Below are 21,142 nucleotides of genomic sequence, written 5' to 3'. Positions count from 1 at the left end.
CTTTAGCAAACATCCAAGTACCAGTGAGTTGATTAATCATCACAAAAAATAATACCAAATGTCTTAAGTAAATAATCAAATTGATTAAAGAGTTAATTCAATTGGTATAAATACAGAAATAACGCCACTTGCCTTTACTAAGCCCCTCATCAACAGAAAGTAGGTGAAGTAATGTACAACAGACTATTCATAGCAATTTCTGCAGCCTTGGCTGCTTCTAGTTTAACAATTCAGGCAGAAGAGCAAGATAATCAAAACACAACTTCGGTTGAGCGGATTGAAGTTACGGGCTCGCGGATCAAAGGAGTTGATCTTGAAGGGACACAGCCTATCACCATCCTGAGCGCAGAAGATATTGACCGCTCTGGCGCATCGTCCGTTTACGAACTGCTGCAAGATATTCCACAATTAAAAGGAGGTTCAGGCACCTTCTCTACCAGCGAAAGCGGCAGCACATCGACCTCAACTCCGGCAGGCCAAGCCGCTGCAAGCCTAAGAGGGATGGGCCCTTCAGCCACACTAACCTTAATCAACGGTCGCCGTGTCGCCCCTAGTTCTTTTGCAGCTGGCACTCAGAACTTTGTTGATGTAAACGCCATTCCACTTGCTGCAATTGAACGTGTTGAGATTTTAGCCACTGGTGCCTCTGCAATTTACGGCGCCGATGCTGTGGCAGGCGTGATTAACTACATTCTCAAAGACAATTACGATGGTGCTGAGCTAGAAGTTAGCTATGGAAATAGCCTCGAAAGCTCCGATGAAGGGAAAATACAAGTTAGCCTAATTTGGGGAACTGAGATTGGCGATGGTAACCTGATGCTATTTGCTGACTTTTATGACCGCAACCAATTCGACGCAACAGACAGGGATTATCTTACAACACCAAACCTCATAAATGGTTACTCTTACCTGCCCAAACTCGAGAATACACCAAATCTTTATTATTACAGCAGTCGTGATGGCAACGAGCTCCCAGCTCCCGGTTGTATGAGTGAGCTGGTAACCACTGAGTATGGTGAACAGATCTGCGCTTATTATGGTAATCAAGACGATGTGTTAAGAACACCATTTGAAAGCATGTCGGGTGGTGCAATGTTTAATCAACAGATTGGTGATTTAACATGGAAAACCGAGTTCTTCATCAGTAAAACCAAGTCCACCGCATACTCAACACCTGCCGCAATCAATCAGCTAGATGATGGCGAAGGCCCTTGGGTGAAAGAGGATGCCCTATTCATTTTTGACGACCAAAATGGTAATAACCCATTGCTAGAGTCACTCTATATCGACCCATTCGATACCTTACTTGGACAAGAGCAATGGGGTTTTCAGTTTGATGCCCGCTTTAATACGCCACGTACCATTGAGGTCGAAAGCCAGAATATGCGCTTGGTCTCAAGTTTAGAGGGCCAATTAGGCCAGTGGGATTGGATATCGGGGCTCATGTTTTCTGAGTCAACATCTGATCAGCTAGCCACCGAAGGCGTTTACAACCGCTATAAATTCCACGCAGCTTTGGCCGGCGAACTCTGTAACGATGGTAATATTGCAGATATCAGCAATGGCCAGTTAAGCTGTGGAAATGCTAGCCTACTGGACTTTTATAACCCATTTCTAGTAGGTGATAGTGCTAACGATGCTACCTTAGCCCTGACTCAAGCACGTCCAACAAGGGAAGGAAGCAGTCAGATTTATAGCTGGGACTTTACTATCTCAGGTGAATTATTTACTTGGCAAGATATCTCGGTACAGTCCTCCTTTGGTGTTGAGGCACGAAATGAAGAGCTCTCAGATACGCCGTCTCGCGATGCCGTTGCGGATGCCACCAATGATTACCTAGTTGATGTATTTGGTTATGGCTCAAGCATTGCAAATGCGCAGCGAACACAACTAGGTGCATTTGCCGAACTATATATTCCCCTTACCGACACCGTAGAGATGCAACTGGCAGGCCGTTATGACCACTTTGATGACTTTGGCTCAACATTTAATCCCAAAATTGGTATTAGTTATCGTCCAAACGATGCATTAATGCTCCGTGCCGGCTGGTCAACTTCATTCAGGGCCCCATCTTTAACGCAAGCGGGAGTAAAACTAAGAACTACCACCTCGACTTTTGATTGTGGCGCTAATCAAGCCGTTGCCAATCTCTACTGTGAAGGTGATGGTACACAAGTCACCGTAAATTCTCTGGAGCTAGGTAATAGCCAGCTTAATGCCGAAGAGTCCGAGTCACTATCTTTGGGGGTTGCTTGGAGTCCAACTCGTGATACCACAGTTACCATCGACTATTGGCAGTTTGAATACACTGATGTCATCGATACTAACATGACTGCTGTACTCAACCGAGCTATCAGCGATGCTTCTTTACGCCACTGTGGACTTGTTCCTGAAGGCCAAATGGGAGTTTCATACGATGAGGATGTGTGTAGCGTTACCGACACCCAAGGTTTAAGCATCACGCAAAGTGGCGCAAATTTAGATGAAATTTTAACTGCTTATATCAATGAATTTGATCCACGCTCACAAAGCTTGCAACTGTATCGAGACCACGTTATTCAGCTAGAGAACACAGGAAGCCAAGACATTGCGGGTCTAGACATTAAATTTGACCATAGATTTAGACTCGAAAACGCAGATTTAATAGTCAAACTAGATGCCACTCATTACCTTGAATATGAGCGCAATAAACCCGGCTCAGATGAAGCTGAAGAACTCGTAGGCACATTCAGATATCCTGAAAATATTGGCAGAGTTTCATTAACTTATAACGCCGATGATTTTTATATCTCGCTAGGAGCAAACTATACTGACAGCTACGCTGATGATATTGAAGGGCTACGAGGAAGAGAAATCGAAGAACTTGCTGAGCTTGGCAAACTGGATAGTGAATCACAACGAGACGTTGACAGCTGGACAGTGGTAGATGTCAGCGCTGGTTATCAATTATCTGGCGGTCTAAGGGTGAGACTCAGCATTGATAACCTTTTCGATAAGAAACCACCTACAGTATATGGCTCTTCTCGAGGCTTCGATTCAATTAATCACAATGCGCTAGGGACTAACTATACGCTTGGATTAACTTACCAGTTCTAATGGAGAAATGGGGGCAACCCCATTTTCGTTATATTTATGCGAAAAACGATAAAAATGCCCGACGCATTTGTTATTTTGCTGGTGATTGCAGGACTCTGTTATGGGGTGTCCCACTTCATTTTGCCTGGCGCTTTTGAGCTTAAAGGCACACAAGAAGCGGTTGCGCTCTCGCAGTTTTTTCAAGCGCAAGCGCCCGCTCCTATACCTTTGTTTGCCACCCAAGGCGAAGCAGGTTTATTTAATGTGCTTTTTGAAGGGCTAGTGAGTGGTGATAGAAATGGCGCAGCGATTGGTGTGATTGCGTTCATCTTAATCACTGGCGGTGCGTTTGGTGTACTGATGCAAACTAAAGCCATCGACAATGGCATCATGGCATTGATCAACTCGACTCAACGTATAGATTGGTTATTTATCCCCTGCCTATTTATCACTTTTGCCTTGGGAGGAGCCATTTTTGGTATGGGGGAAGAGGCCATCGCGTTTTGTATTGTGCTCTATCCTATCATGCAACGCCTTGGTTATAACGCTCAGGTCACAGTTCTGGTCACTTATGTCGCAACACAAATTGGCTTTGCCACCTCCGCAATGAACCCATTTAGCATTGCCATCGCGCAAAGTATTGCACAATTACCGGTATTCTCTGGCGCCGAATTTAGGGTAGCACTTACAGCCTTATTTACGCTAGTTGGGTTGGTTTTTACCGTGCGCTACGCCGCAAAAATCAGAACAAACCATGATGCCGTTGCCGCAAGTACCGCTCCAGATAAATTAGCGCTGGTAGATAAAGCCTTATTACTAGCATTCTTACTGGTGATTGTTTGGGTGATCTATGGCGTCACGGCAAAAGGCTATTATATTCCTGAGCTAGCGACACAGTTTTTTATCCTCGGACTGGTTATTGCCGCCATCGCCAAACTTGGAGGGCGTCAATCCATCGGCCAATCCGTAGACGCATTTAAAACTGGAAGCGCAGAGCTGTTACCTGCAGCGCTGTTGGTGGGACTGGCAAAAGGGCTGGTATTATTGTTAGGTGGTACCGATCTACAAACTCCATCCACTTTAAATACCCTACTCTATTACGCTGCAACCCTAATAACCCAAGTACCCGATGCACTTGCCGCTTGGCTTATGTACGTATTTCAATCCTTATTTAACTTCTTTGTGTCATCAGGTTCCGGACAAGCTGCAATCACAATGCCCATCATGGCACCGCTTTCAGATTTAATTGGCGTGTCGCGACAAACCGCGGTACTGGCTTTTCAACTGGGAGACGGACTCACTAATATTATTATTCCCACATCAGCAAGTTTGATCGGCTGCTTAGGCGTGGTCAAGCTTTCTTGGAATGATTGGGTACAGTTTATCTGGCGCTTTATGTTACTTCTTTTCACCTTAGCAAGTGTGGTTACCCTATTTGCTCAGCTAACAAATTATCAATAAATTTATGCTAACACTTATTAAAAATGTTGAGCTTTTTACTCCAAAAAAGCTTGGAAAACGCGATGTGCTTTTTGCTGGAGGAAAAATTCTAGCAATCGAAGAAAAGATTGAATTAAACAGCAGTATAGAATTCTCTTTGATTGATGGCTCGTCATTTCTTTTAACTCCAGGGTTTGTTGATGCCTTAGTGCATTTTAGTGGCGGCGGCGGCGAGGCAGGTTTTGCAAGCCGTACTCCGCAGATGAACCTTACTGATGCCACCAAACACGGGATCACCACAGTAATAGGCGCACTTGGCACCGACGATGTAAGCAGAACCCATACTGACTTAGTTGCAAAAGCCAAAGGGCTTAAACAAGAAGGATTAAACGCATTTTGTCATACAGGCTCTTATCACTTACCTATCAAGACCTTGGGCCATAGTATTCGTCACGATATTATGTATATCGACGAAATAATCGGTGTCGGCGAAGTGGCTATTGCCGACCACCGTGGCACGCAGCCGTCAGCCAAGGCGCTAGCAAGCGTTGCCGCAGAAGCGAGAACTGCGGGGCTACTGAGTGGGAAGCGAGGCACAGTTTCCATTCACGTGGGTACGGGTGTTGAGCATTTGCAGCTACTGCACGAGGTGGCTCAGTCGACCGAAATACCACTCAATCAATTTTACCCCACGCATATGAACCGCAATGCTGAGCTGCTAACTGCAGGCATCGCATTTTGCAAAGCCGGTGGAACGATTGACTTTACTACAAGCACGACTGAGTATGATCTTGCTAATGGCGAGCTTGCCGCCGCTGAGGCACTAGCATACTGTTTAGACAAAGGCGTTAATCCGCAACAACTCACTATGAGCTCAGACGGACATGCCAGTCTACCTATATATAATGTGCAAAATGAGTTAGTTGGGTTTGAAGTCGGCTCGGAGTCGTCACTGCTTAGTTCATTTCAACAAGCGGTGCAACAATTTGGTGTACCTATTGAGCTCGCGTTGCAATCCATCACTGCCAATCCTGCGCACATCTTGGGTTTGGACAAAGGTAAGCTTTACGTCGGAGGCGATGCCGACCTTGTACTACTTGATGCCGCAACACTCACGCCACATAGCGTCTGGTGTAACGGTAAAAAGATGCTAGAAGCGCATCAGCCACTGGAAACTGGTTTCTTCTCATAAAGTATAAGGCGGCGCGCTGCCGCCTTATACTTGGTTTATCACCTTGCCTGCAAAAAGTAATCTGAGATCGGAACAGCAACTTGTACTGGCATTAGTTACATTCAATAACATGAATATATTTTCAGTTTGTTGATTTAACACAATGAAGCTGAAGTCGGTGTTACGAAATTATGGAGTCGTGATCTTGGTCATTAAATGCGGTGTTAATATCCCGATTTTGTAAAAAATGCTTCTGAGTATAAAGTCTTAGATTTATATTTCTCCAGTCGTCAGCTACCGAGATAAATAACAATGCCAAACACAACAGGTAGGGAAATAAAGTTAAAAAAGCACAGTGTGCTGCTTTCAACCACGGATCTGGACAGTCGTATCACCTATGCTAATGAATCATTTTGCGACATTGCAGGATATAGTATGGATGAAATGTTGGGACAACCTCATAACTTGGTACGTAATCCAGATATGCCAAAGGCAGCATTCAAAAATATGTGGTCAACCATTCAACGTGGTCAGTCTTGGATGGGGCCAGTAAAAAATTCAGCTAAGAATGGCGATTACTACTGGGTTAATGCATTTGTGACACCCATCAAAGATCCTCAAGGTAAAGTCTCGGAATATCAGTCCGTTAGAACTTGCCCCTCTGCCGAGATAATCAAACGTGCAGAGAAAACCTATGCGACGCTTGACTCAGAAGCACCTATCCGTCGCTATAATAGTCATTCGCTCGCACTTGCTTTAATGTTATTGGCGACTGTATCTGTTGCAATTTTGCCTCTGTTTGATAGTTTTTGGATAATCCTCATCCCTCTAGCTTTGCTGCTTAGCGCCACAGGGCTAATGCTGCAATTTAACAAAAAATATACGCATTTATTAAACCAAGCAAAAACCATTTTTGATAACGATATCATGTCGATAATTTACGGTGGATCTCGCGATAGAATTACCGATATCAGCTTGGCATTTGAAATGCAAAAAGCCAAAATTGCGGCCGTTATTGGGCGAGTGAATGACGTTTCCTTACAAGTCAGCGAAAATGCAAAAATCACCACCCAAAGCGGTCGATCTGTCTCTGAATTACTTAAACAGCAAACCAGCGAAGCAAAAGAAATGGTTGTATACATGGAAGAGTTTTCACAAACCATTGATGAGCTGTCAGAAAATGTCAATCATGCCGCAGATACTGCCAATCACTCAGAGCAACAAACAGGGCTGGGGAAATCAGCAGTTAAAGATGTAATCGACTCTATTCATTATCTTGACGAGCACCTGATGGAGGTCAACAATGCCGTTAATCGCCTAGTCTCTGGCAATGACAAAATTCAAAATATGCTGAGTGTAATTAACTCCATTGCCGATCAAACCAACTTACTGGCACTGAACGCAGCGATTGAAGCTGCTCGTGCGGGCGATCATGGCCGCGGTTTCTCTGTGGTCGCAGATGAAGTCCGTACTTTAGCGCAACGAACGCAATCTTCAACAGAGGAAATCACCACGCTATTAAAAGAGCTCAACGACATATCTAGCTCAGCGGTCGAATCTGTCCAAAAGAGTAATAACCTGTCCAATCAGAGTGTTGACCTTGCAAAGAATAACGGTACGAGCTTAGATACCATTCAAAGCCATGTTATGCATTTGGCCGATCTAAACCGCAGCGTTGCCGCAGCGATTGAACAACAAAGCGGTGTGGTAAAGCAGATAAGCCTCAATGTGGAAAGCGTAACAAAGCTGGCAGAAAAAGGCACTGAACATGGCGAGCAATCGTTTGCTCTAAGTCAAGAGTTGCTTCATCAGATAGAGCAACAAACGCGTCTAATTCAGCAGTTTACTCATGCATAAACGAGATGATCACGCTAAGGCTAGAGCCGCAAAGCAAGCTGACGTAAATCAGAATTAAGCGCATTGTGGTGCTTATTTAGCATAAACCCACAATGCCTTAGTTGGTGATACGCATTACAGCTCAGCCTCTAATATAGCCAAAGCTTCCTTCTCGGCTTGCTTTACGTTGCCATCAGCTTCAATAACACGTACCGCTAGATCTTTCGCAAGTTTACGCATAGGCTCATCAACAATGTTATTCATACGGTGCTGCACATAAGCTTCAATATCATTATTTTTTATCGCAACAACCGACTTAGACAGGCTATCTTCGATATAATCGTCTAATGCAATTGCAGAGTTCCACTGTAAGCTCTTTGCCCACTTTCTAACCACATGTTTTTCACTTTCACTGATAACGCCATCAACACCAATGAACAATAACGCGACATCTATTAAGGCCTCTTTTTGCATCTGATCAACACAAATGCCCGTGTCAAAGTGGTTTAGTAGCTGCTCAAATTTCATAATTCTTCCTTAACCCTTTCCTGCAAATTAAGATTACAATATTTCAAGACGAAACATAAAACGCTAATATTTAAACATATGCTAACTTTTTCCGTTTGTCATATTAAAAAAGTGCAAGTTCAGTTACGCAACGGCTAGCAGACTGTATAAGACTGAAAATAAGCAAGCTTCACTTTCCACAATTAAAAAGTTTCCTTACATTTTCAAAGTTACTTTCGATATCGCCAAAGTAGATTATATCCAAAGGCCACCGGCTCTAATAAGTACGACTAAAGAAGCACCTTTAAAACAAAATATCAGTTATAAAGTTTGATTTGATAAGAAAAGATCATGACCTCCACAATTGATTCATTTTGTTGAAATAATTTGCACACTCTCAAAATCAATCGAAGAAAAATAGGAACAACAATGAAAGAGTTAAAACTAGGAATGAACTTATCATTTTTCATTTCCCTTTCTATTATTGCGCTGAGCTTGCTTATCCTAGATACCTTAATAGTGTCTGAAAAAATTAGCCTGATTTCTTTTGCCCAATTAACGCTTTCAGCTGCAATCATGTTTTACATTATTATGGGGGTATGGGCTATATTCAGTGGTCAAAGTCGAGTAATCATTTGCAATCAAGGCGTGGTTTATCACAGCCTGTTAGGTCAAAAGCACTATATTCCATCAGAAGAAGTGGAAAAGATCTCTGTGGAACGACTACTTTGGTTTAGTTATACAAAACTTTATTTGGCAACCGGAGTACTTAGGATTTGGTCTTTCAAGCCCAATCTTGCGCAGCAGCAGAGCCTTAAACTTTTAGGATATGTTTAATTCTATACATATCCGTGTGCAGTAGGTCTCATAAAGTTGCTTTTAAAAAGGGGCGTTGAGTAAGATAACCTAAATTTATAAAGAGGTTATTATGCAAAGACAATATGCAATAGGTACGCCGGGCGTACCTTGGACTTCCCAAGAAAAGACATTGTGGTTAGAAAATCAAACAATCAAACGCTCATACTCTGAAGAAGTCGTAACTCAAATAAAAGCGCTTAAGCAAGGCTTTGACGTAACCGAGTATGGTCAGCTTGACTACCCCAACCAAACTTATTCTTTATACGCACTAACGACAAAAAACTGGCAACAAAACAAACCAATCATATTAGTTACCGGAGGCGTGCATGGCTATGAAACAAGCGGTGTGCATGGTGCTCTTGCTTTTGCAAAATCAGAAGCACAACAATATGAACGGGCTTATAACTTCATTATCTTGCCTTGCTTGAGCCCTTGGGGTTATGAAACGATAAACCGCTGGAATCCAGAAGCAGTAGACCCTAACCGCTCTTTTTACGCAGATAGTCCTGCACCAGAATCTCGATTGGCAATGAACTTTGTCGACAAAAAAGCTGCGAAAACGCTATGCCATATTGATTTACACGAAACCACAGACTCTGACAATTCTGAATTCCGTCCAGCATTGGCAGCCAGAGATGGTAAAGAAAATCACAATTGGAATATACCTGATGGTTTCTATCTAGTAGGGCATACGCAGAAACCTGAAGCTGAATTTCAAAAACGTATTATCGAAGAAGTGGCTGAGGTAACCCAAATTGCAGATGCTGATGAAAATGGGCAATTAATCGGTGTTGATATAGAGCAGCACGGTGTAATTAATTACGATGGCACTGCGCTAGGTTTATGTATGGGTATGACCAATGCCGCTTTTGTAACAACAACAGAAGTTTACCCTGATGGTCAAAATGCAACTCCAGAAAACTGTATTGCGGGACAAGTAGCAGCTATTAGAGGAGCACTTAAGTACCTGCAAAAAGAAGGTCTTTGATGCTTGAGTAGATATGGTTTCGTAAACCATATCTACTGCAATAAATTACAAAACAGGTTTACGTTCTCTGACTGTTTATCAAACTTAGGCTGACGCTGAACGCCCTCTCAAATACTACTATGAGCAACATAGCTGGTCATCATAACACCTAATTCGCTAAATCTTCCTTGCCACTGACGACCCCATAAATTTCTTTAAATGAAGTTGGCTTTTGCAAGATACTAACTGGAATATGCAATGCTCTTGCGATGTCACTCGCTGAGATCATCCCTCTCAATCCTTCAGAGTCAACCAATAAAACGTGCTGCAACCCTAAAGCCCGTAATGTTTCTAGCACATCTCCTATCGTACTTTTAGCAACTATTTCATATGGAACGGCATAAAGCTCCTCTTTACTCACCATTACATCTTCAACACATACATCCTCTCTCGACACCTGCTTCCGTTGTGCAACACTTAACGCTTTTCTACCGGTAAGATCGCGGCAGCTAACTACACCTAAAAAATTATCATCTTCGTCAACAACGAGTTTTGAGCGCACATGGCCATTTTTCATCATATATAAAGCATGATCAATATCGACATCCTTTGCTATCACCTGAGGCTGTCTGCGGGTAAAATCAGTTACCACCTTAATCGCACTGCTATCCATATTTAAAGGCTCAGAGTCGAAGTGATCACAGAGCTGAAATTTCCCTTCCAACTGAACGGTTTTTAATGCTCGATACTTGCCCATTGTGCACTCCTGCTTCTAAAGCCCTTAAACAGTATGGTTTTCATGTTGTTATAATCAATTCATAACAAAAGATAAGAAGAGCAACCAGTGTAAAGGCTGTAAACGTTTCATTAAGCTAACTGGAAAAGTAAGAGAGATTGCTAAAACGCAAAAATATGAGTTCTAGTTTCTTTTCTCTCTGATTAAAATATGGTTTATCCCGCGAATATATTCAAGTCTCACTCCCCAAAACTCCTGTAACCTCAGTGTAATGCCGTGTAATAGCTAAATTTATATAAACAACTTAGACTAAACATGTTTGCTAGGATTTATCACCCTAATATCAAACAATTGGTTTTAGCTTTGGGATTCTGCGTCAAACTAAAAAAACTGTAATTCCAAATTAAACCAAACCAGTGCCTTGGTACTGGTGAATTCTTCCCTCAACGAGACCCACATCGTGGGTCTTTATCGTTGAGCCGAAGGAAATAAAATTGTATGCTTCACCGCACTTATACATTGATATAGATGAAATTTACGCCTTGCTGAGTTGTGATATCTATTTTGTATAAGCATGTAATTTTCATCAAAGTTATACGGAACTAACTATGGCTTATTTAATCGACGAACAGAAACTCGAACGAGTTTATCTTAAAAGCTATCATACGGTAGGTCGCTACAAATATAGCGTAGACACCTTGATAGACAAGCCAGGAGTTTCAAGACATCACGCCATTATCGAACTCAATGAAAACAAATGGTTTATCCGAGATGTGAGCACAAATGGCATCTGGATAAACGACAAAAAGCTCGATAAGAATTTGCCTTATCAGCTATTCGAAAACGATAAGATTGATTTTGCAGCACCCGGGCAAAACTCGTTTGTGGCGGCGAATTTACAAACCGAGTGTCAATATTTAGTTTCTCAGTCAAACAGGCAAAAAGTAATTGAAGTAACCAACCAATTGCTTTTACCTAATGAAGACGATCCTAAACACATCATTTACTACGATAAGTTACTTAACTATTGGTTTTTAGAAGATCTTAATACGTCAGATCGTCAAGCCTTAATTGACGGTAGTATTATATCTTTGATGAATGACCAATGGATGTTTTTTTCTGCCACAACCATTGCTGTAACTAAGCACCTTGAATGCCAAAAAGCTGCCAAGCCAATAGCACTAGAGTTCAACGTAAGCCAAGACGAAGAAGATACTCAACTAACGTTAAGCGTGGACGATAAACACCTAGATTTAGGCGTCAGAAGTCATCACTACTTACTGTTACTGCTTGCAAGAACTCGGATCCAAGATAAAGATGCAGGCCTTGAATCGGATGTTCAAGGTTGGGTTTATCGCGATGACTTAGCAAAAGCACTCGGCGTACAAACAAACCATATGAATATTATGGTTCACCGCGCACGCAAGCAATTTGTTGATTCCGGTGGCGAAGATTACCCAGAAGCAACCTTTTTATTAGAAACTCGCTGTGGCCGAGTAAGATTAAACTGCCAAGATATCACCATAATAAAAGGCTCTAAATTAGAAACTCGCATGACAACTTAGACAGTCTTCATAGTTGGGCAGAAATAGCATTTCAGCCCAACTATTTGCCTATGCTTTATACTCTCCAGCATTATTCACTATTTTGTTTTCGAGCTCTTTGAATAGCCCAAATACAAATAAAAGCTCTACAAGCACAAACAATGGTCCAATTGCTAAACCAATCAAATCATCGACGAACGCAGGTTTTTTCCCCTCGAAATAATGCCCTATAAACTGTAACACCCAGCCCACAAAGAAAACACCAGCCCAAAACAGTACGGTCATTATCCCAGCATTAGCGATAAGTGGATTTAACGTTTGAACAAGGAAATAAAAAGCCAGTATGACTGCGCTCATCATGAGTCCGAAAGTGGGGGATAACATCAGGTAGTAGCAACATAAAACTGACCCTATCAGCGCGGCAAGCGTGATGGTAGCTCCTGACACATCGAATAGTGGGATAAAAGTCATGCCGACAACAGCAATCACAATTAACGGGATCCCAAAAAAGTGAGTCAGAATGTTCTTTTTGCTGCGATGATACATGGCATACTGACTTAATAGCGTCTCTAGTTTGTTCATTATTGTTCTCTCACTGATACCAATTATCCTATTGATAATTAGTCAACAAAGAAAATTTATCAATAAAAAATTCTATTAGGGCCTATATAAATAACCAAATAAACAGCATGCCGAACACGATGCTCTGCATCATGAGCACCATCAAAAGCTTAAAATTAAAGCTAGGCTTGATGGTTTTATGCCTGAGTGTATACATCGCCACTGGTGTGATAATATTGAGCCCGAGTAACCCAAAAAGTAGCAAATTACGCTCAGGAATGCGCGATTGAGCAAGTGTTGAAGCTCGCTTATCCCACCAAAAAAGTGCAAATATAAATAAGTTGATAACCAACAACACCACTGCAGAAATAAACGCTTGCCAAGGTAGCTTAGATACACAAAGTGCCCCTAGCCACACGCCAGTCCCCCAAAATAGGCCCATCTGCTGATGCATTAAACGAACGGCTGACATGCTAATTTTCCTGTCTTATTTTATTTATTTGAATGAAAATTTCAGCGGTAGCATAAGCATCATCCATCGCTCGGTGATGATTAACCAAAGGTACATTCATCGCTTGGCAAAATGCTCCGAGCGCATAGGAGCGCAGACCTGGTACAAACTTTCGGCCTAACTGCACAGTACATAACTTTGCACGAGTAAACTCTTGATCAACACGAGCAAACTCCTGCCGAATAAAGCCATAATCAAAATTCACATTATGCGCGACAAAAATAGCACCTTGGCTAAATTGCTCAACTTGCTCTACGATTTCGCAAAACCTCGGAGCATCACTCACCATTGCCTGAGTGATCCCTGTCAACTCAGTGATTTTTTGTGGGATACGGCGCATCGGATTAATAAGCGATTGCCATTTAGCAACGACCTCACCGTTGACGACTTTTACCATGGCGATCTCGGTAATGCGATCAAACTCCTTACTTCCCCCAGTGGTTTCAATATCGACAACGACATAGGGTTGCTCTTTGGAAATGTGCCATTCAACGGTTTGCAGTCGCGCGGGAATATTGCATTGCAAGAGTTTAGAAATGTTAACCAGCTGACTTCTGCTAAGACTATCGCCAGGCGCCTTGATTTCTTCAAACCTTAAGCCCGCTTTTTCATCGACTATCATCAGATCGGGAAAACCGGATTTCATCAGATGAAAGTCACTACACATTAGCCTTAAAACAGATTTAACATCCTCAATAGACACGTTAGACAACAATATTTTTATTGCGTCGAGCATCCTATCGTGCCAAATAAACAACCGATTGGGTTCTCCGTAATGTTCGCTCATCTGGCGTAGAAGCCAGTTCATCCAAGCAGAAGTATCTGTAAAACTCGCTAAGCGGCACTCAATCTCTTTCTCAAACTCGCTGTAAAAGCGATTTTCTTTTAACGCCAGCGGAGTTTTAGAAAACCCATTCGCAACGATACTTCTCGGGTGATAAAACAGTTCCTGCCAAAAGGTCAATCCAAATAAGGCCAGCCAAATTTTATTTTCAACATGGTAAGCTTTGATACCATGACGTTTGTAATAAGCAATAACACCGGCTTCGGTTTGCCCTTTAAAGGCCTCATCAATTTGGATTGCAGGTTGACTTTTTCTCAGCATATCCGTAAGTACAGAGGTACGTTTTTGGTTAAATTTACGCTGGTAAAAGTCTTCCGCGAAGATCATCAGTGTTTCATCGTTTTCGCCCTGTAATATGCGCTCTAATTGCTCACGCACCAACTCAACTTCACCTTGTTTATAATGATGTCGTATCAACATCTCACGGGCTTGTGGATGTTCACTCATACGCAATAAGGCACTATAGTGGTTTGAGTCAGGCCCCAACTTTCTGGCAAGCGTTAACAGGTACTTTGCATTCGCAGTCACTGAATATTGCCCATCGACTTTAGGCAATTGTTGCGCTATGGCTTCGCTAGCACGCTGTACTAACTCATCTTCATGGGTGTTTTTGAGCGCACTGAGTGCATTTGCATAATAAAATGCGCTCACTGCTTCTGATCTTTGTTCAAAATGTGCATGATACGCGGCGTTAGCGCTCCGGGTTTCCATTACACCAAGATCCCGCATCGAAAATTGCGCCAAGCTAAGGCCTACCTTACCGAAGTACAAAAATAGAAAGTAGTCAATATCAGCTTGAAATGAGAGCGTGAGATACTTGGATAGATATTCTTGTACATTCACATGTTCAACACAGATAGAATGATGCAAATGCTCTACCCAGAGCAATTTTTTTGCCGATTTACTTGGCGTCTTAGTTACGTTTTCTCGCTCAGCGAGTTCAATTAAACATGGTTTAGTTAAGCAATGTAGTAATATTTGAAAGTCGTCTTGTTGTACTTGGCGAAGGAACCCTTTTGCTTTTAGTGAAAGCGCGACTTCACAAATATTATTGATCTCTTCGTAGCGCAGTGAATTGATATCCAGAAAAGGAGTTTTGCGGGAAATAAACCGCACTAACAAACACAATTCATCTTCAGGCAAGCGGTGTAGCTCAGCCAGCAGCTCACGCTGAGCACGACTTAATAGCGGTTGACATACTTTAAGTAAATAATCGCTAAGCTCACTAAAGTGGCTTAAGTAATATTTGGCGGGTAACTCTTTTCTCAACACAAACCAAGACAACTGTTTTTATATACAGTAAAGACTACCATAGATAGAAAGTATTGCCAATTTGCTTCAGTTACCCATTAAGTCGTTTTTTCTGTACCGTCTGTAGATGCATATTCGCTTTTGTATAGCCAGTATTGTAGTTTCTCACTTAATGCCGCTTCCGAAATAGGTTTTGCAAGATAATCGTTCATACCTACATTTAAGCATCTTTCCCTATCACCAGACATTGCGTTGGCAGTCATGGCCAAGATTTTTACTTCTTGATAGGTCTCCCCAATAGATCCATCTCGAATTATCTCTGTTGCTCGATAACCATCCATTTCCGGCATCTGACAATCCATTAAGATCAGTTCAAAACGGCACTCATCTTGATGAGATTTGAGCAGCTCGATAGCAACAAGTCCATTCTCAGCAACTTCAACGTCTGTGATCCCCAATTTTTTGAGCATACTTAATGCAACTATTTGGTTTACCTCATTATCTTCAACTAATAGAATGCGACAAGGCTTTGGCCAAGCACATTCGGTTTCATTCGCCTTTCTTACCAGCTTCAAATAGTGACTTGTAACCAATGGCTTCGCATTAGCCAACGCTCTGCCATCTTCAGCCAAAATGGTTAATGCATCAAAGAGGTCTTTGGTTGTCACGGGCTTTGGAAAATAACCCGAATAGCCACGTTCTGCGTAAAACTGGCCATCTCCCTTAGTCCCCATTTGCGTCATCATGATAAGCTTAATCGCTTTGAATCGTTTATCGTTTTTAAGCGCAGCACCAAGCTGCTCTCCCGACATACCTCTAAGAGTCATATCCAATAGGGCTATATCAAATACATTTTTGTCACGCTGGTATTCAGCTTCACACATTGATAATGCTTGTATGCCTGAGCTGGCTTTACGCACCTCCGCCCCCCAGTGCTTCAATTGAGATTCTAAGCTCGTCAAGGTCGCGAGATTATCGTCAACTAAGAGTATTTTGCTCCCTTTCAGATCAACTTTTGTCGCTTCGAATTGAGTATTGTCACCGTGAACTAAGGTAACAAAGAATTCAAATTGGCTACCGTGACCAAACCGACTACTCACGGTGATATCGCCGTCCATTAACTCACAGAGTTGCCTGACAATGGCAAGCCCCAAACCAGTACCACCATATTTCCTTGTGGTAGAAGCATCTACTTGAGAAAACTTAGCAAAAAGTCCATCCGCTTTGCTCTCAGGTATACCTATCCCAGTGTCTTCAACTGAGCAGTGAAACCTCAGCTTATCGTCTACCTCACTAAACCAAGCTCGAATGATAATTTCCCCTTGCTCGGTAAACTTGATTGCATTACTAATTAAGTTGGTAATGATTTGTCGAATGCGGCTCGGGTCCCCCTGCACCAATGGCTTTTCAAGTTGGGTAACATCAAGAATAAGTTCAAGTCCCTTCTTCTGCGCCTGCAAAGCAACGGATTCAATCAACTCGCCAAGCAAAGCCCTAACATCGAAATCTAATGACTCAAGCTCAAGTTTGCCTGCTTCAATTTTAGAAAAGTCTAATATATCGTTGATAAGATTTAACAACGACTTGGCACTTCCCATTGCTAGACTCACTTTATGTAATTGAGTTTGAGTCAAGTGTTCATCTTCAAGCAGACTTAACATGCCTATTACACCATTCATTGGCGTGCGGATCTCATGACTCATTGACGCTAAAAACTCACTTTTAGCTTGCGCCCCCAGCTCGGCTGCTTGCTTTGCTTGCTCTAACTCTTTTTTCGCCTCGACGGCAGCGGTAATATCCTGTTGGATGCCAACAAATGCTTTTATTTGGTTTTGTTCATTAAACACAGGGGAAATCTGTAAACTATTCCAAAATGCCTTCCCAGATTTGGTGTAGTTTATCAATTCGACTTTGACGAATGTTTGGGCTTTTATTGCAGCTCTGATTTTGTCTATAGCTTGCTGTTGGCTTTGCTCTCCTTGCAAAAAGCGGCAGTTCTTACCAAGTATTTCATCTCCATATTCGGTGATCTGTTTAAAAGCTTTATTGGCAAATACGATCGGTAATTCTGGGTTTGTTGCATCAACAATTGTAATGCCAACATTTGCACATTCTATTGCTTGAGCAAGTAGGTCATTTTGCTCCTTTGCCTTTTTCAGCGCTTCTTGATGAAGCTTTTGATCGGTTATATCTGAAAGCGATCCAACTATTCGCTTCGCTTTTCCATCTTTAAGTGCTGCCGCGCCTTTGAGCCAAAAGTAGCGATAGCTGTTTTGCCTCGTTTTTATTCGGCACTCGACACCAAAAGGCTCTTCTTCCGTCATATGGAATTTTATAGAGTTTTCTAAATTGGTGAGATCTGCTGGATGAACACGATCAAATAAACTAGAAATATGTGCAGAGAATAAGGCTTGTGTCTCTTGAGAAAAGCCGAGCAAAGATTTAAATCTATCTGAATAAAACACCGTATTCCGTTCAAGATCCCAATCCCAAAGGCCATCGTCACTGCCAAATATTGCGAGTTTAAATCGCTCTTCACTTCGCGTAAGTATTGCTCTGGACTCTTCTAGTTTCTTGAACGGGTTTAACAATAGTTGTTTACCAAACAGGTAAAGCAAGCCAAAGGACAGGAGCAACCCAAAGGTTATCGCGCCTATAAGGTCCAAGACAAATATTTGCACTTCGTCAGTAACCAAGCTTTTTCGTAAACGATAGTCTAATTGAAGCCCCGTTGTTCCAATAGCTAATGACTTGATACTAAAATAATCCTCAACACGTTCAACATCGGAAAATTCAAGCCATTGCCCTTTTAACGAGATGCTATGAAGTTGAGAATCTAAAGAAGTCGCCAGTAGGGTTTCAAGGCTGGTCGAAAACTCACCAACAAGCGCTCCTTCAGCAAAGCCGTTATAGTAAATAGGTACCGCTACCGTAAAAAAATGCTGGTTGGCAACTTTAGTTAAATCTATCGCATTACTAATTTCAGCATTAATCACCTTATCCAACCAAATAGGCTGTTGCCTTAATATTTCGTTAGAGTCAAAGTTTGCATACACGACTTCACCGAGAACGTTAATTACCATCAGTTTCTCTGCTTTGCCTATAATTTGAAAACTGCGCAGAAAATCTCGTAATTGTGTTGCAGAAAAGCCTGTTCCCATTGCACCATTTACAACAATAGGGTGCGAAGATAGATCAAATAGTATTTGTTTTCGGCTCTCCAAGTACTGTGTCAAATTGTTTACCGAGAGTTGAGCTTGGGTCTCATTCGTTTCTCTTACCAAATCTTCAACTATGACATTTGCTCTTAGTCCAACGAAGAGCGCACTGAGCAGAAGTGAAATGATAGCCGTTAATCCTAAAAAGGCGTAAAAGGCACGATTACTCGTCAAGGTGAGTTTATTTTTCAATTTGACCCCGAGTAACTATAAACCAGTTTAATACTGCCATTGGATTGATATTGTCCCATACACAGATCTTGCACTGTCAGTGCTTCATGAGCGGAATCATTTTCTTCACTCCACTCCCGAAATGGTCGTTGATAGGTTTTTATGAGGCCGCTGACCGGCGACTGCAAATCCTCCAATGCACTTTTAAACAAGGCTCTATTAGTAGCAACCGAATCTGTCAGCTTTATTTGCTTTGCCGCCGCAATAAGAAGCTTGGCAATATCATACCCATGGATAAATCCAGGTGCAGCTTGAACGAACCCATGCGTTGCAAACTGAGTTGGAAAAAGCCGTCTTGCCCTATTAAATACTCGTGCTGAAAACTCACCTAACGGTTTATTCTCGAAAGAAAAGCAGCTTTGTAGTACCGCCAATGAGACATCTGCAGATAGCTTATCCCCAATAACACCAAAAAAGTTACCCGCTGTCACTCCCCAATGACTTATAATCGGCAGGCGCTCCGCCTCATCAATACTCGCCATGGCTCTTACAAACTCAACTCCTTCAATCGCATTGCCAACAAAAATGATGCATTGTGGTTCACTTTCAATAATATTATGGATAATCATCCGCGCCTCATTTTTCTTAGTGGCCCAGTTAAACCAGGATACGGGTAAAGCATTGTTGGGCTTGGCCTTTTTATACTCTCCTAACAATGTGTCGTAATTGGAGCGTCCCCATGCAGTATCCTCAAGGAGTAAATGAGGCGCAACACAACCTTGTTGATTTGCATAATTGATGAGTACTTTACCCGCTTTGGTGTCATCTACCGAAAGCCTAAACACCCAATTGTCCTTACTCGGGTATCTTGTAATAGGTCCACCAGCGGCCCAAGGAACCAACAGCAGCGCTTTATTCTCGTTGATAAACTGACGAAATTTAATATAGGGGGGAGAATGCACGCCTCCAAGTACTAACAAAGCATTGGGATCTTTTAAAAATTGCTTAAAATGGAGCAAACTACGATTACTATTACCGCGATGATCTTTGCTCACTAATTCAATATTAAAACCCTGTATTTGATTATCAACTTCATCGAATGCGGTCAAAAATCCCATTTTTATCGCTTCGGCTGACTCATTTAAATTAGAATAATCAGCGTCATGATAAATACGAAACACTTGCTTGGAGTTTGCTGCGAGACAAACCGAGCTAAACAGGTAGAAAAACAGTAATAATATTTTCATTGTATTACTAATTACTCAACACATAACTAAACTTTAGTTCAAATCATTGTGATTGCTTAATTTTATAGCGAATACCTTGCACGTTATAGCTCAACAGAACATCGCATGGCGCATAAAGAAACCGCACCTTCAGGCAGGTGCGGTGGTTGGGTCATTCTGGACTACTTGCAAGTTGGCTCTGAATGTAATTTGGTAGACCTATTAATTTGATCAAGTTAATGTGTTGCTCAAGCCAATAAATATGATCCATTTCAGTATCATCTAACAGAGTTTCAAGCATTTCTCGCGTGACATAATCTTGCGCTTGCTCGCACGCTGCTATCACCTTTTTCAAATGATCTTTTACCAAAACTTCAGCTGCCAAGTCATTTTCTAGCATTTCTTTCACGTCAGCACCGACGTGAATTGGCGCACGAGAAGCGGTATCCGGTGTGCCTTCCAAAAACAAAATACGCTCGGTGATCCGTTTTGCATGGTCAAGCTCTTCTTCGTATTCGTGAGATAACTTGTGATGTAGCTTCTCAAGCCCCCAATCTTCATACATTTTGGCATGAGCCAAATATTGATCCATAGAAGAAAGCTCGAGAGTAAGTTGCTTGTTGAGTAAGTCGATGATGGTAGAATTGCCTTGCATAACTTACCCCTCAATCTGCGATTGCAGATAGTTTTCAATGCCAGTATTTTTGATTAAGAAGTGTTGTGTTTCGAGCCAATCCACATAGCCCTCTTCATATTCAAGAATATCTTCAAGTAGCTCTCGACTAACATAATCCTGTTCATGTTCACACAGCGCAATCGCATCGCGTAGTGTCGGTAACTGATCGAGTTCAAACGCTAAATCGCACGCCATCATCTCTTCGGTATGCTCACCTATTCGCAGCTTTTCTAAATGCTGGAGATTTGGTAACCCTTCAAGAAATAATATACGCTCGATAAGGTCATCCGCTTGCTTCATATCCTTGATAGATTTTTTATACGCTTTCTCGTTTAGCTCTTCAAGCCCCCAATTTTTGTACATTCTTGCATGTAAAAAAAACTGGTTTATCGATGTTAACTCTAACGTAAGCACTTGATTTAGCGCTGTTATAACTTGCTTATTACCCTGCATAGGGCCCCCTAATAATGTCGAGTGACGCCCTATAACCCTAGTTCAATATTTATTCTTCGCAAGATTAAATAAAAATAACAGTTTTCTTAATATACCC

Annotated in this window: 16 protein-coding genes; 7 read left to right on the top strand and 9 right to left on the bottom strand. The window is 42.0% G+C overall.

Features of this window, described 5'->3' with window-relative positions; translation table 11 throughout:
- Window positions 1-171 precede the first annotated feature (171 nt).
- The 4 genes from L1D50_RS11400 (at window position 172) to L1D50_RS11385 (ending at window position 7,543) form a co-directional block, all read left to right on the top strand.
- A complete protein-coding gene (locus L1D50_RS11400) occupies window positions 172-3,096 on the top strand; it encodes a TonB-dependent receptor (RefSeq protein ID WP_239966060.1) in 2,925 nt (974 codons plus the stop codon).
- Between the two features lie 54 nt (window positions 3,097-3,150).
- Window positions 3,151-4,536 (top strand): putative basic amino acid antiporter YfcC, encoded by a 1,386-nt coding sequence (yfcC, locus tag L1D50_RS11395; RefSeq protein ID WP_239966059.1) that lies wholly within the window; start codon window positions 3,151-3,153, stop codon window positions 4,534-4,536.
- A 4-nt stretch (window positions 4,537-4,540) separates the two neighbouring features.
- A complete protein-coding gene (gene iadA / locus L1D50_RS11390; RefSeq protein WP_128726167.1) occupies window positions 4,541-5,707 on the top strand; it encodes a beta-aspartyl-peptidase in 1,167 nt (388 codons plus the stop codon).
- Window positions 5,708-5,998: 291 nt separating this feature from the next.
- Window positions 5,999-7,543, top strand: coding sequence for a PAS domain-containing methyl-accepting chemotaxis protein (locus tag L1D50_RS11385; RefSeq protein WP_128726168.1), 1,545 nt, complete (start codon window positions 5,999-6,001; stop codon window positions 7,541-7,543).
- Window positions 7,544-7,657: 114 nt separating this feature from the next.
- Here L1D50_RS11385 and L1D50_RS11380 read toward each other — a convergent pair whose 3' ends face one another.
- Entirely contained in the window at window positions 7,658-8,050 is a 393-nt protein-coding gene (locus L1D50_RS11380; RefSeq protein WP_128726169.1) for a hypothetical protein, read from the bottom strand.
- A 408-nt stretch (window positions 8,051-8,458) separates the two neighbouring features.
- Here L1D50_RS11380 and L1D50_RS11375 point away from each other — a divergent pair, with 408 nt between their 5' ends.
- Together L1D50_RS11375 and L1D50_RS11370 are read left to right on the top strand one after the other, a co-directional pair.
- Window positions 8,459-8,866, top strand: a complete 408-nt coding sequence (locus L1D50_RS11375) for a hypothetical protein (RefSeq protein ID WP_128726170.1) — start codon at window positions 8,459-8,461, stop codon at window positions 8,864-8,866.
- 91 nt (window positions 8,867-8,957) lie between these two features.
- Window positions 8,958-9,875, top strand: a complete 918-nt coding sequence (locus L1D50_RS11370; protein ID WP_128726171.1) for a M14 family metallocarboxypeptidase — start codon at window positions 8,958-8,960, stop codon at window positions 9,873-9,875.
- Between the two features lie 148 nt (window positions 9,876-10,023).
- On the opposite strand, the gene L1D50_RS11365 is transcribed toward L1D50_RS11370, so the two are convergent.
- Window positions 10,024-10,611 carry a CBS domain-containing protein gene (locus L1D50_RS11365; RefSeq protein WP_239966058.1) on the bottom strand — a complete coding sequence of 196 codons (588 nt, stop codon included), beginning with the start codon at window positions 10,609-10,611 and terminating at the stop codon, window positions 10,024-10,026.
- Window positions 10,612-11,198: 587 nt separating this feature from the next.
- Between L1D50_RS11365 and L1D50_RS11360 the strand changes: the two genes are divergently transcribed.
- Complete coding sequence (locus L1D50_RS11360; RefSeq protein ID WP_138523559.1) at window positions 11,199-12,155, top strand: FHA domain-containing protein; 957 nt, start codon at window positions 11,199-11,201, stop codon at window positions 12,153-12,155.
- Window positions 12,156-12,203: 48 nt separating this feature from the next.
- On the opposite strand, the gene L1D50_RS11355 is transcribed toward L1D50_RS11360, so the two are convergent.
- The 7 genes from L1D50_RS11355 to bfr (L1D50_RS11325) all read right to left on the bottom strand — a co-directional run bounded on the left by L1D50_RS11355 (window position 12,204) and on the right by bfr (L1D50_RS11325) (window position 21,045).
- Window positions 12,204-12,716 carry an Mpo1-like protein gene (locus L1D50_RS11355; protein WP_138523557.1) on the bottom strand — a complete coding sequence of 171 codons (513 nt, stop codon included), beginning with the start codon at window positions 12,714-12,716 and terminating at the stop codon, window positions 12,204-12,206.
- Window positions 12,717-12,798: 82 nt separating this feature from the next.
- Window positions 12,799-13,167 (bottom strand): DUF1294 domain-containing protein, encoded by a 369-nt coding sequence (locus L1D50_RS11350; RefSeq protein WP_138523555.1) that lies wholly within the window; start codon window positions 13,165-13,167, stop codon window positions 12,799-12,801.
- A 1-nt stretch (window position 13,168) separates the two neighbouring features.
- Complete coding sequence (locus L1D50_RS11345) at window positions 13,169-15,322, bottom strand: exonuclease domain-containing protein (RefSeq protein WP_138523554.1); 2,154 nt, start codon at window positions 15,320-15,322, stop codon at window positions 13,169-13,171.
- 77 nt (window positions 15,323-15,399) lie between these two features.
- The gene (locus L1D50_RS11340) at window positions 15,400-18,711 is read right to left on the bottom strand and encodes a PAS domain-containing hybrid sensor histidine kinase/response regulator (RefSeq protein WP_138523552.1); all 3,312 of its coding nucleotides are present in this window, start codon (window positions 18,709-18,711) and stop codon (window positions 15,400-15,402) included.
- Entirely contained in the window at window positions 18,708-19,937 is a 1,230-nt protein-coding gene (locus L1D50_RS11335) for an ABC transporter substrate-binding protein (RefSeq protein WP_128726178.1), read from the bottom strand. The genes L1D50_RS11340 and L1D50_RS11335 overlap by 4 nt, the downstream gene beginning before the upstream one ends.
- A gap of 151 nt (window positions 19,938-20,088) precedes the next feature.
- On the bottom strand, window positions 20,089-20,571 hold the full coding sequence (gene bfr, locus L1D50_RS11330; RefSeq protein WP_128726179.1) for a bacterioferritin: 483 nt from the start codon (window positions 20,569-20,571) through the stop codon (window positions 20,089-20,091).
- A 3-nt stretch (window positions 20,572-20,574) separates the two neighbouring features.
- Window positions 20,575-21,045, bottom strand: a complete 471-nt coding sequence (gene bfr / locus L1D50_RS11325) for a bacterioferritin (RefSeq protein ID WP_095729185.1) — start codon at window positions 21,043-21,045, stop codon at window positions 20,575-20,577.
- Window positions 21,046-21,142 lie beyond the last annotated feature (97 nt).

Source organism: Pseudoalteromonas sp. Isolate6 (assembly GCF_022398435.1).
GTDB classification, from domain to species: Bacteria; Pseudomonadota; Gammaproteobacteria; order Enterobacterales; family Alteromonadaceae; genus Pseudoalteromonas; species Pseudoalteromonas galatheae.
Note: the sequence above shows the minus strand (reverse complement) of the source record. Positions and strands in the feature narration are given on the sequence as shown.

Excerpts from the sequence above, each read along its gene's own strand:
- L1D50_RS11400 (WP_239966060.1), top strand. The coding sequence starts at position 172 with ATGTACAACAGACTATTCATAGCAATTTCTGCAGCCTTGGCTGCTTCT.
- yfcC (WP_239966059.1), top strand. The coding sequence starts at position 3,151 with ATGCCCGACGCATTTGTTATTTTGCTGGTGATTGCAGGACTCTGTTAT.
- iadA (WP_128726167.1), top strand. The coding sequence starts at position 4,541 with ATGCTAACACTTATTAAAAATGTTGAGCTTTTTACTCCAAAAAAGCTT.
- L1D50_RS11385 (WP_128726168.1), top strand. The coding sequence starts at position 5,999 with ATGCCAAACACAACAGGTAGGGAAATAAAGTTAAAAAAGCACAGTGTG.
- L1D50_RS11380 (WP_128726169.1), bottom strand. The coding sequence starts at position 8,050 with ATGAAATTTGAGCAGCTACTAAACCACTTTGACACGGGCATTTGTGTT.
- L1D50_RS11375 (WP_128726170.1), top strand. The coding sequence starts at position 8,459 with ATGAAAGAGTTAAAACTAGGAATGAACTTATCATTTTTCATTTCCCTT.
- L1D50_RS11370 (WP_128726171.1), top strand. The coding sequence starts at position 8,958 with ATGCAAAGACAATATGCAATAGGTACGCCGGGCGTACCTTGGACTTCC.
- L1D50_RS11365 (WP_239966058.1), bottom strand. The coding sequence starts at position 10,611 with ATGGGCAAGTATCGAGCATTAAAAACCGTTCAGTTGGAAGGGAAATTT.
- L1D50_RS11360 (WP_138523559.1), top strand. The coding sequence starts at position 11,199 with ATGGCTTATTTAATCGACGAACAGAAACTCGAACGAGTTTATCTTAAA.
- L1D50_RS11355 (WP_138523557.1), bottom strand. The coding sequence starts at position 12,716 with ATGAACAAACTAGAGACGCTATTAAGTCAGTATGCCATGTATCATCGC.
- L1D50_RS11350 (WP_138523555.1), bottom strand. The coding sequence starts at position 13,167 with ATGTCAGCCGTTCGTTTAATGCATCAGCAGATGGGCCTATTTTGGGGG.
- L1D50_RS11335 (WP_128726178.1), bottom strand. The coding sequence starts at position 19,937 with ATGAAAATATTATTACTGTTTTTCTACCTGTTTAGCTCGGTTTGTCTC.
- bfr (WP_128726179.1), bottom strand. The coding sequence starts at position 20,571 with ATGCAAGGCAATTCTACCATCATCGACTTACTCAACAAGCAACTTACT.
- bfr (WP_095729185.1), bottom strand. The coding sequence starts at position 21,045 with ATGCAGGGTAATAAGCAAGTTATAACAGCGCTAAATCAAGTGCTTACG.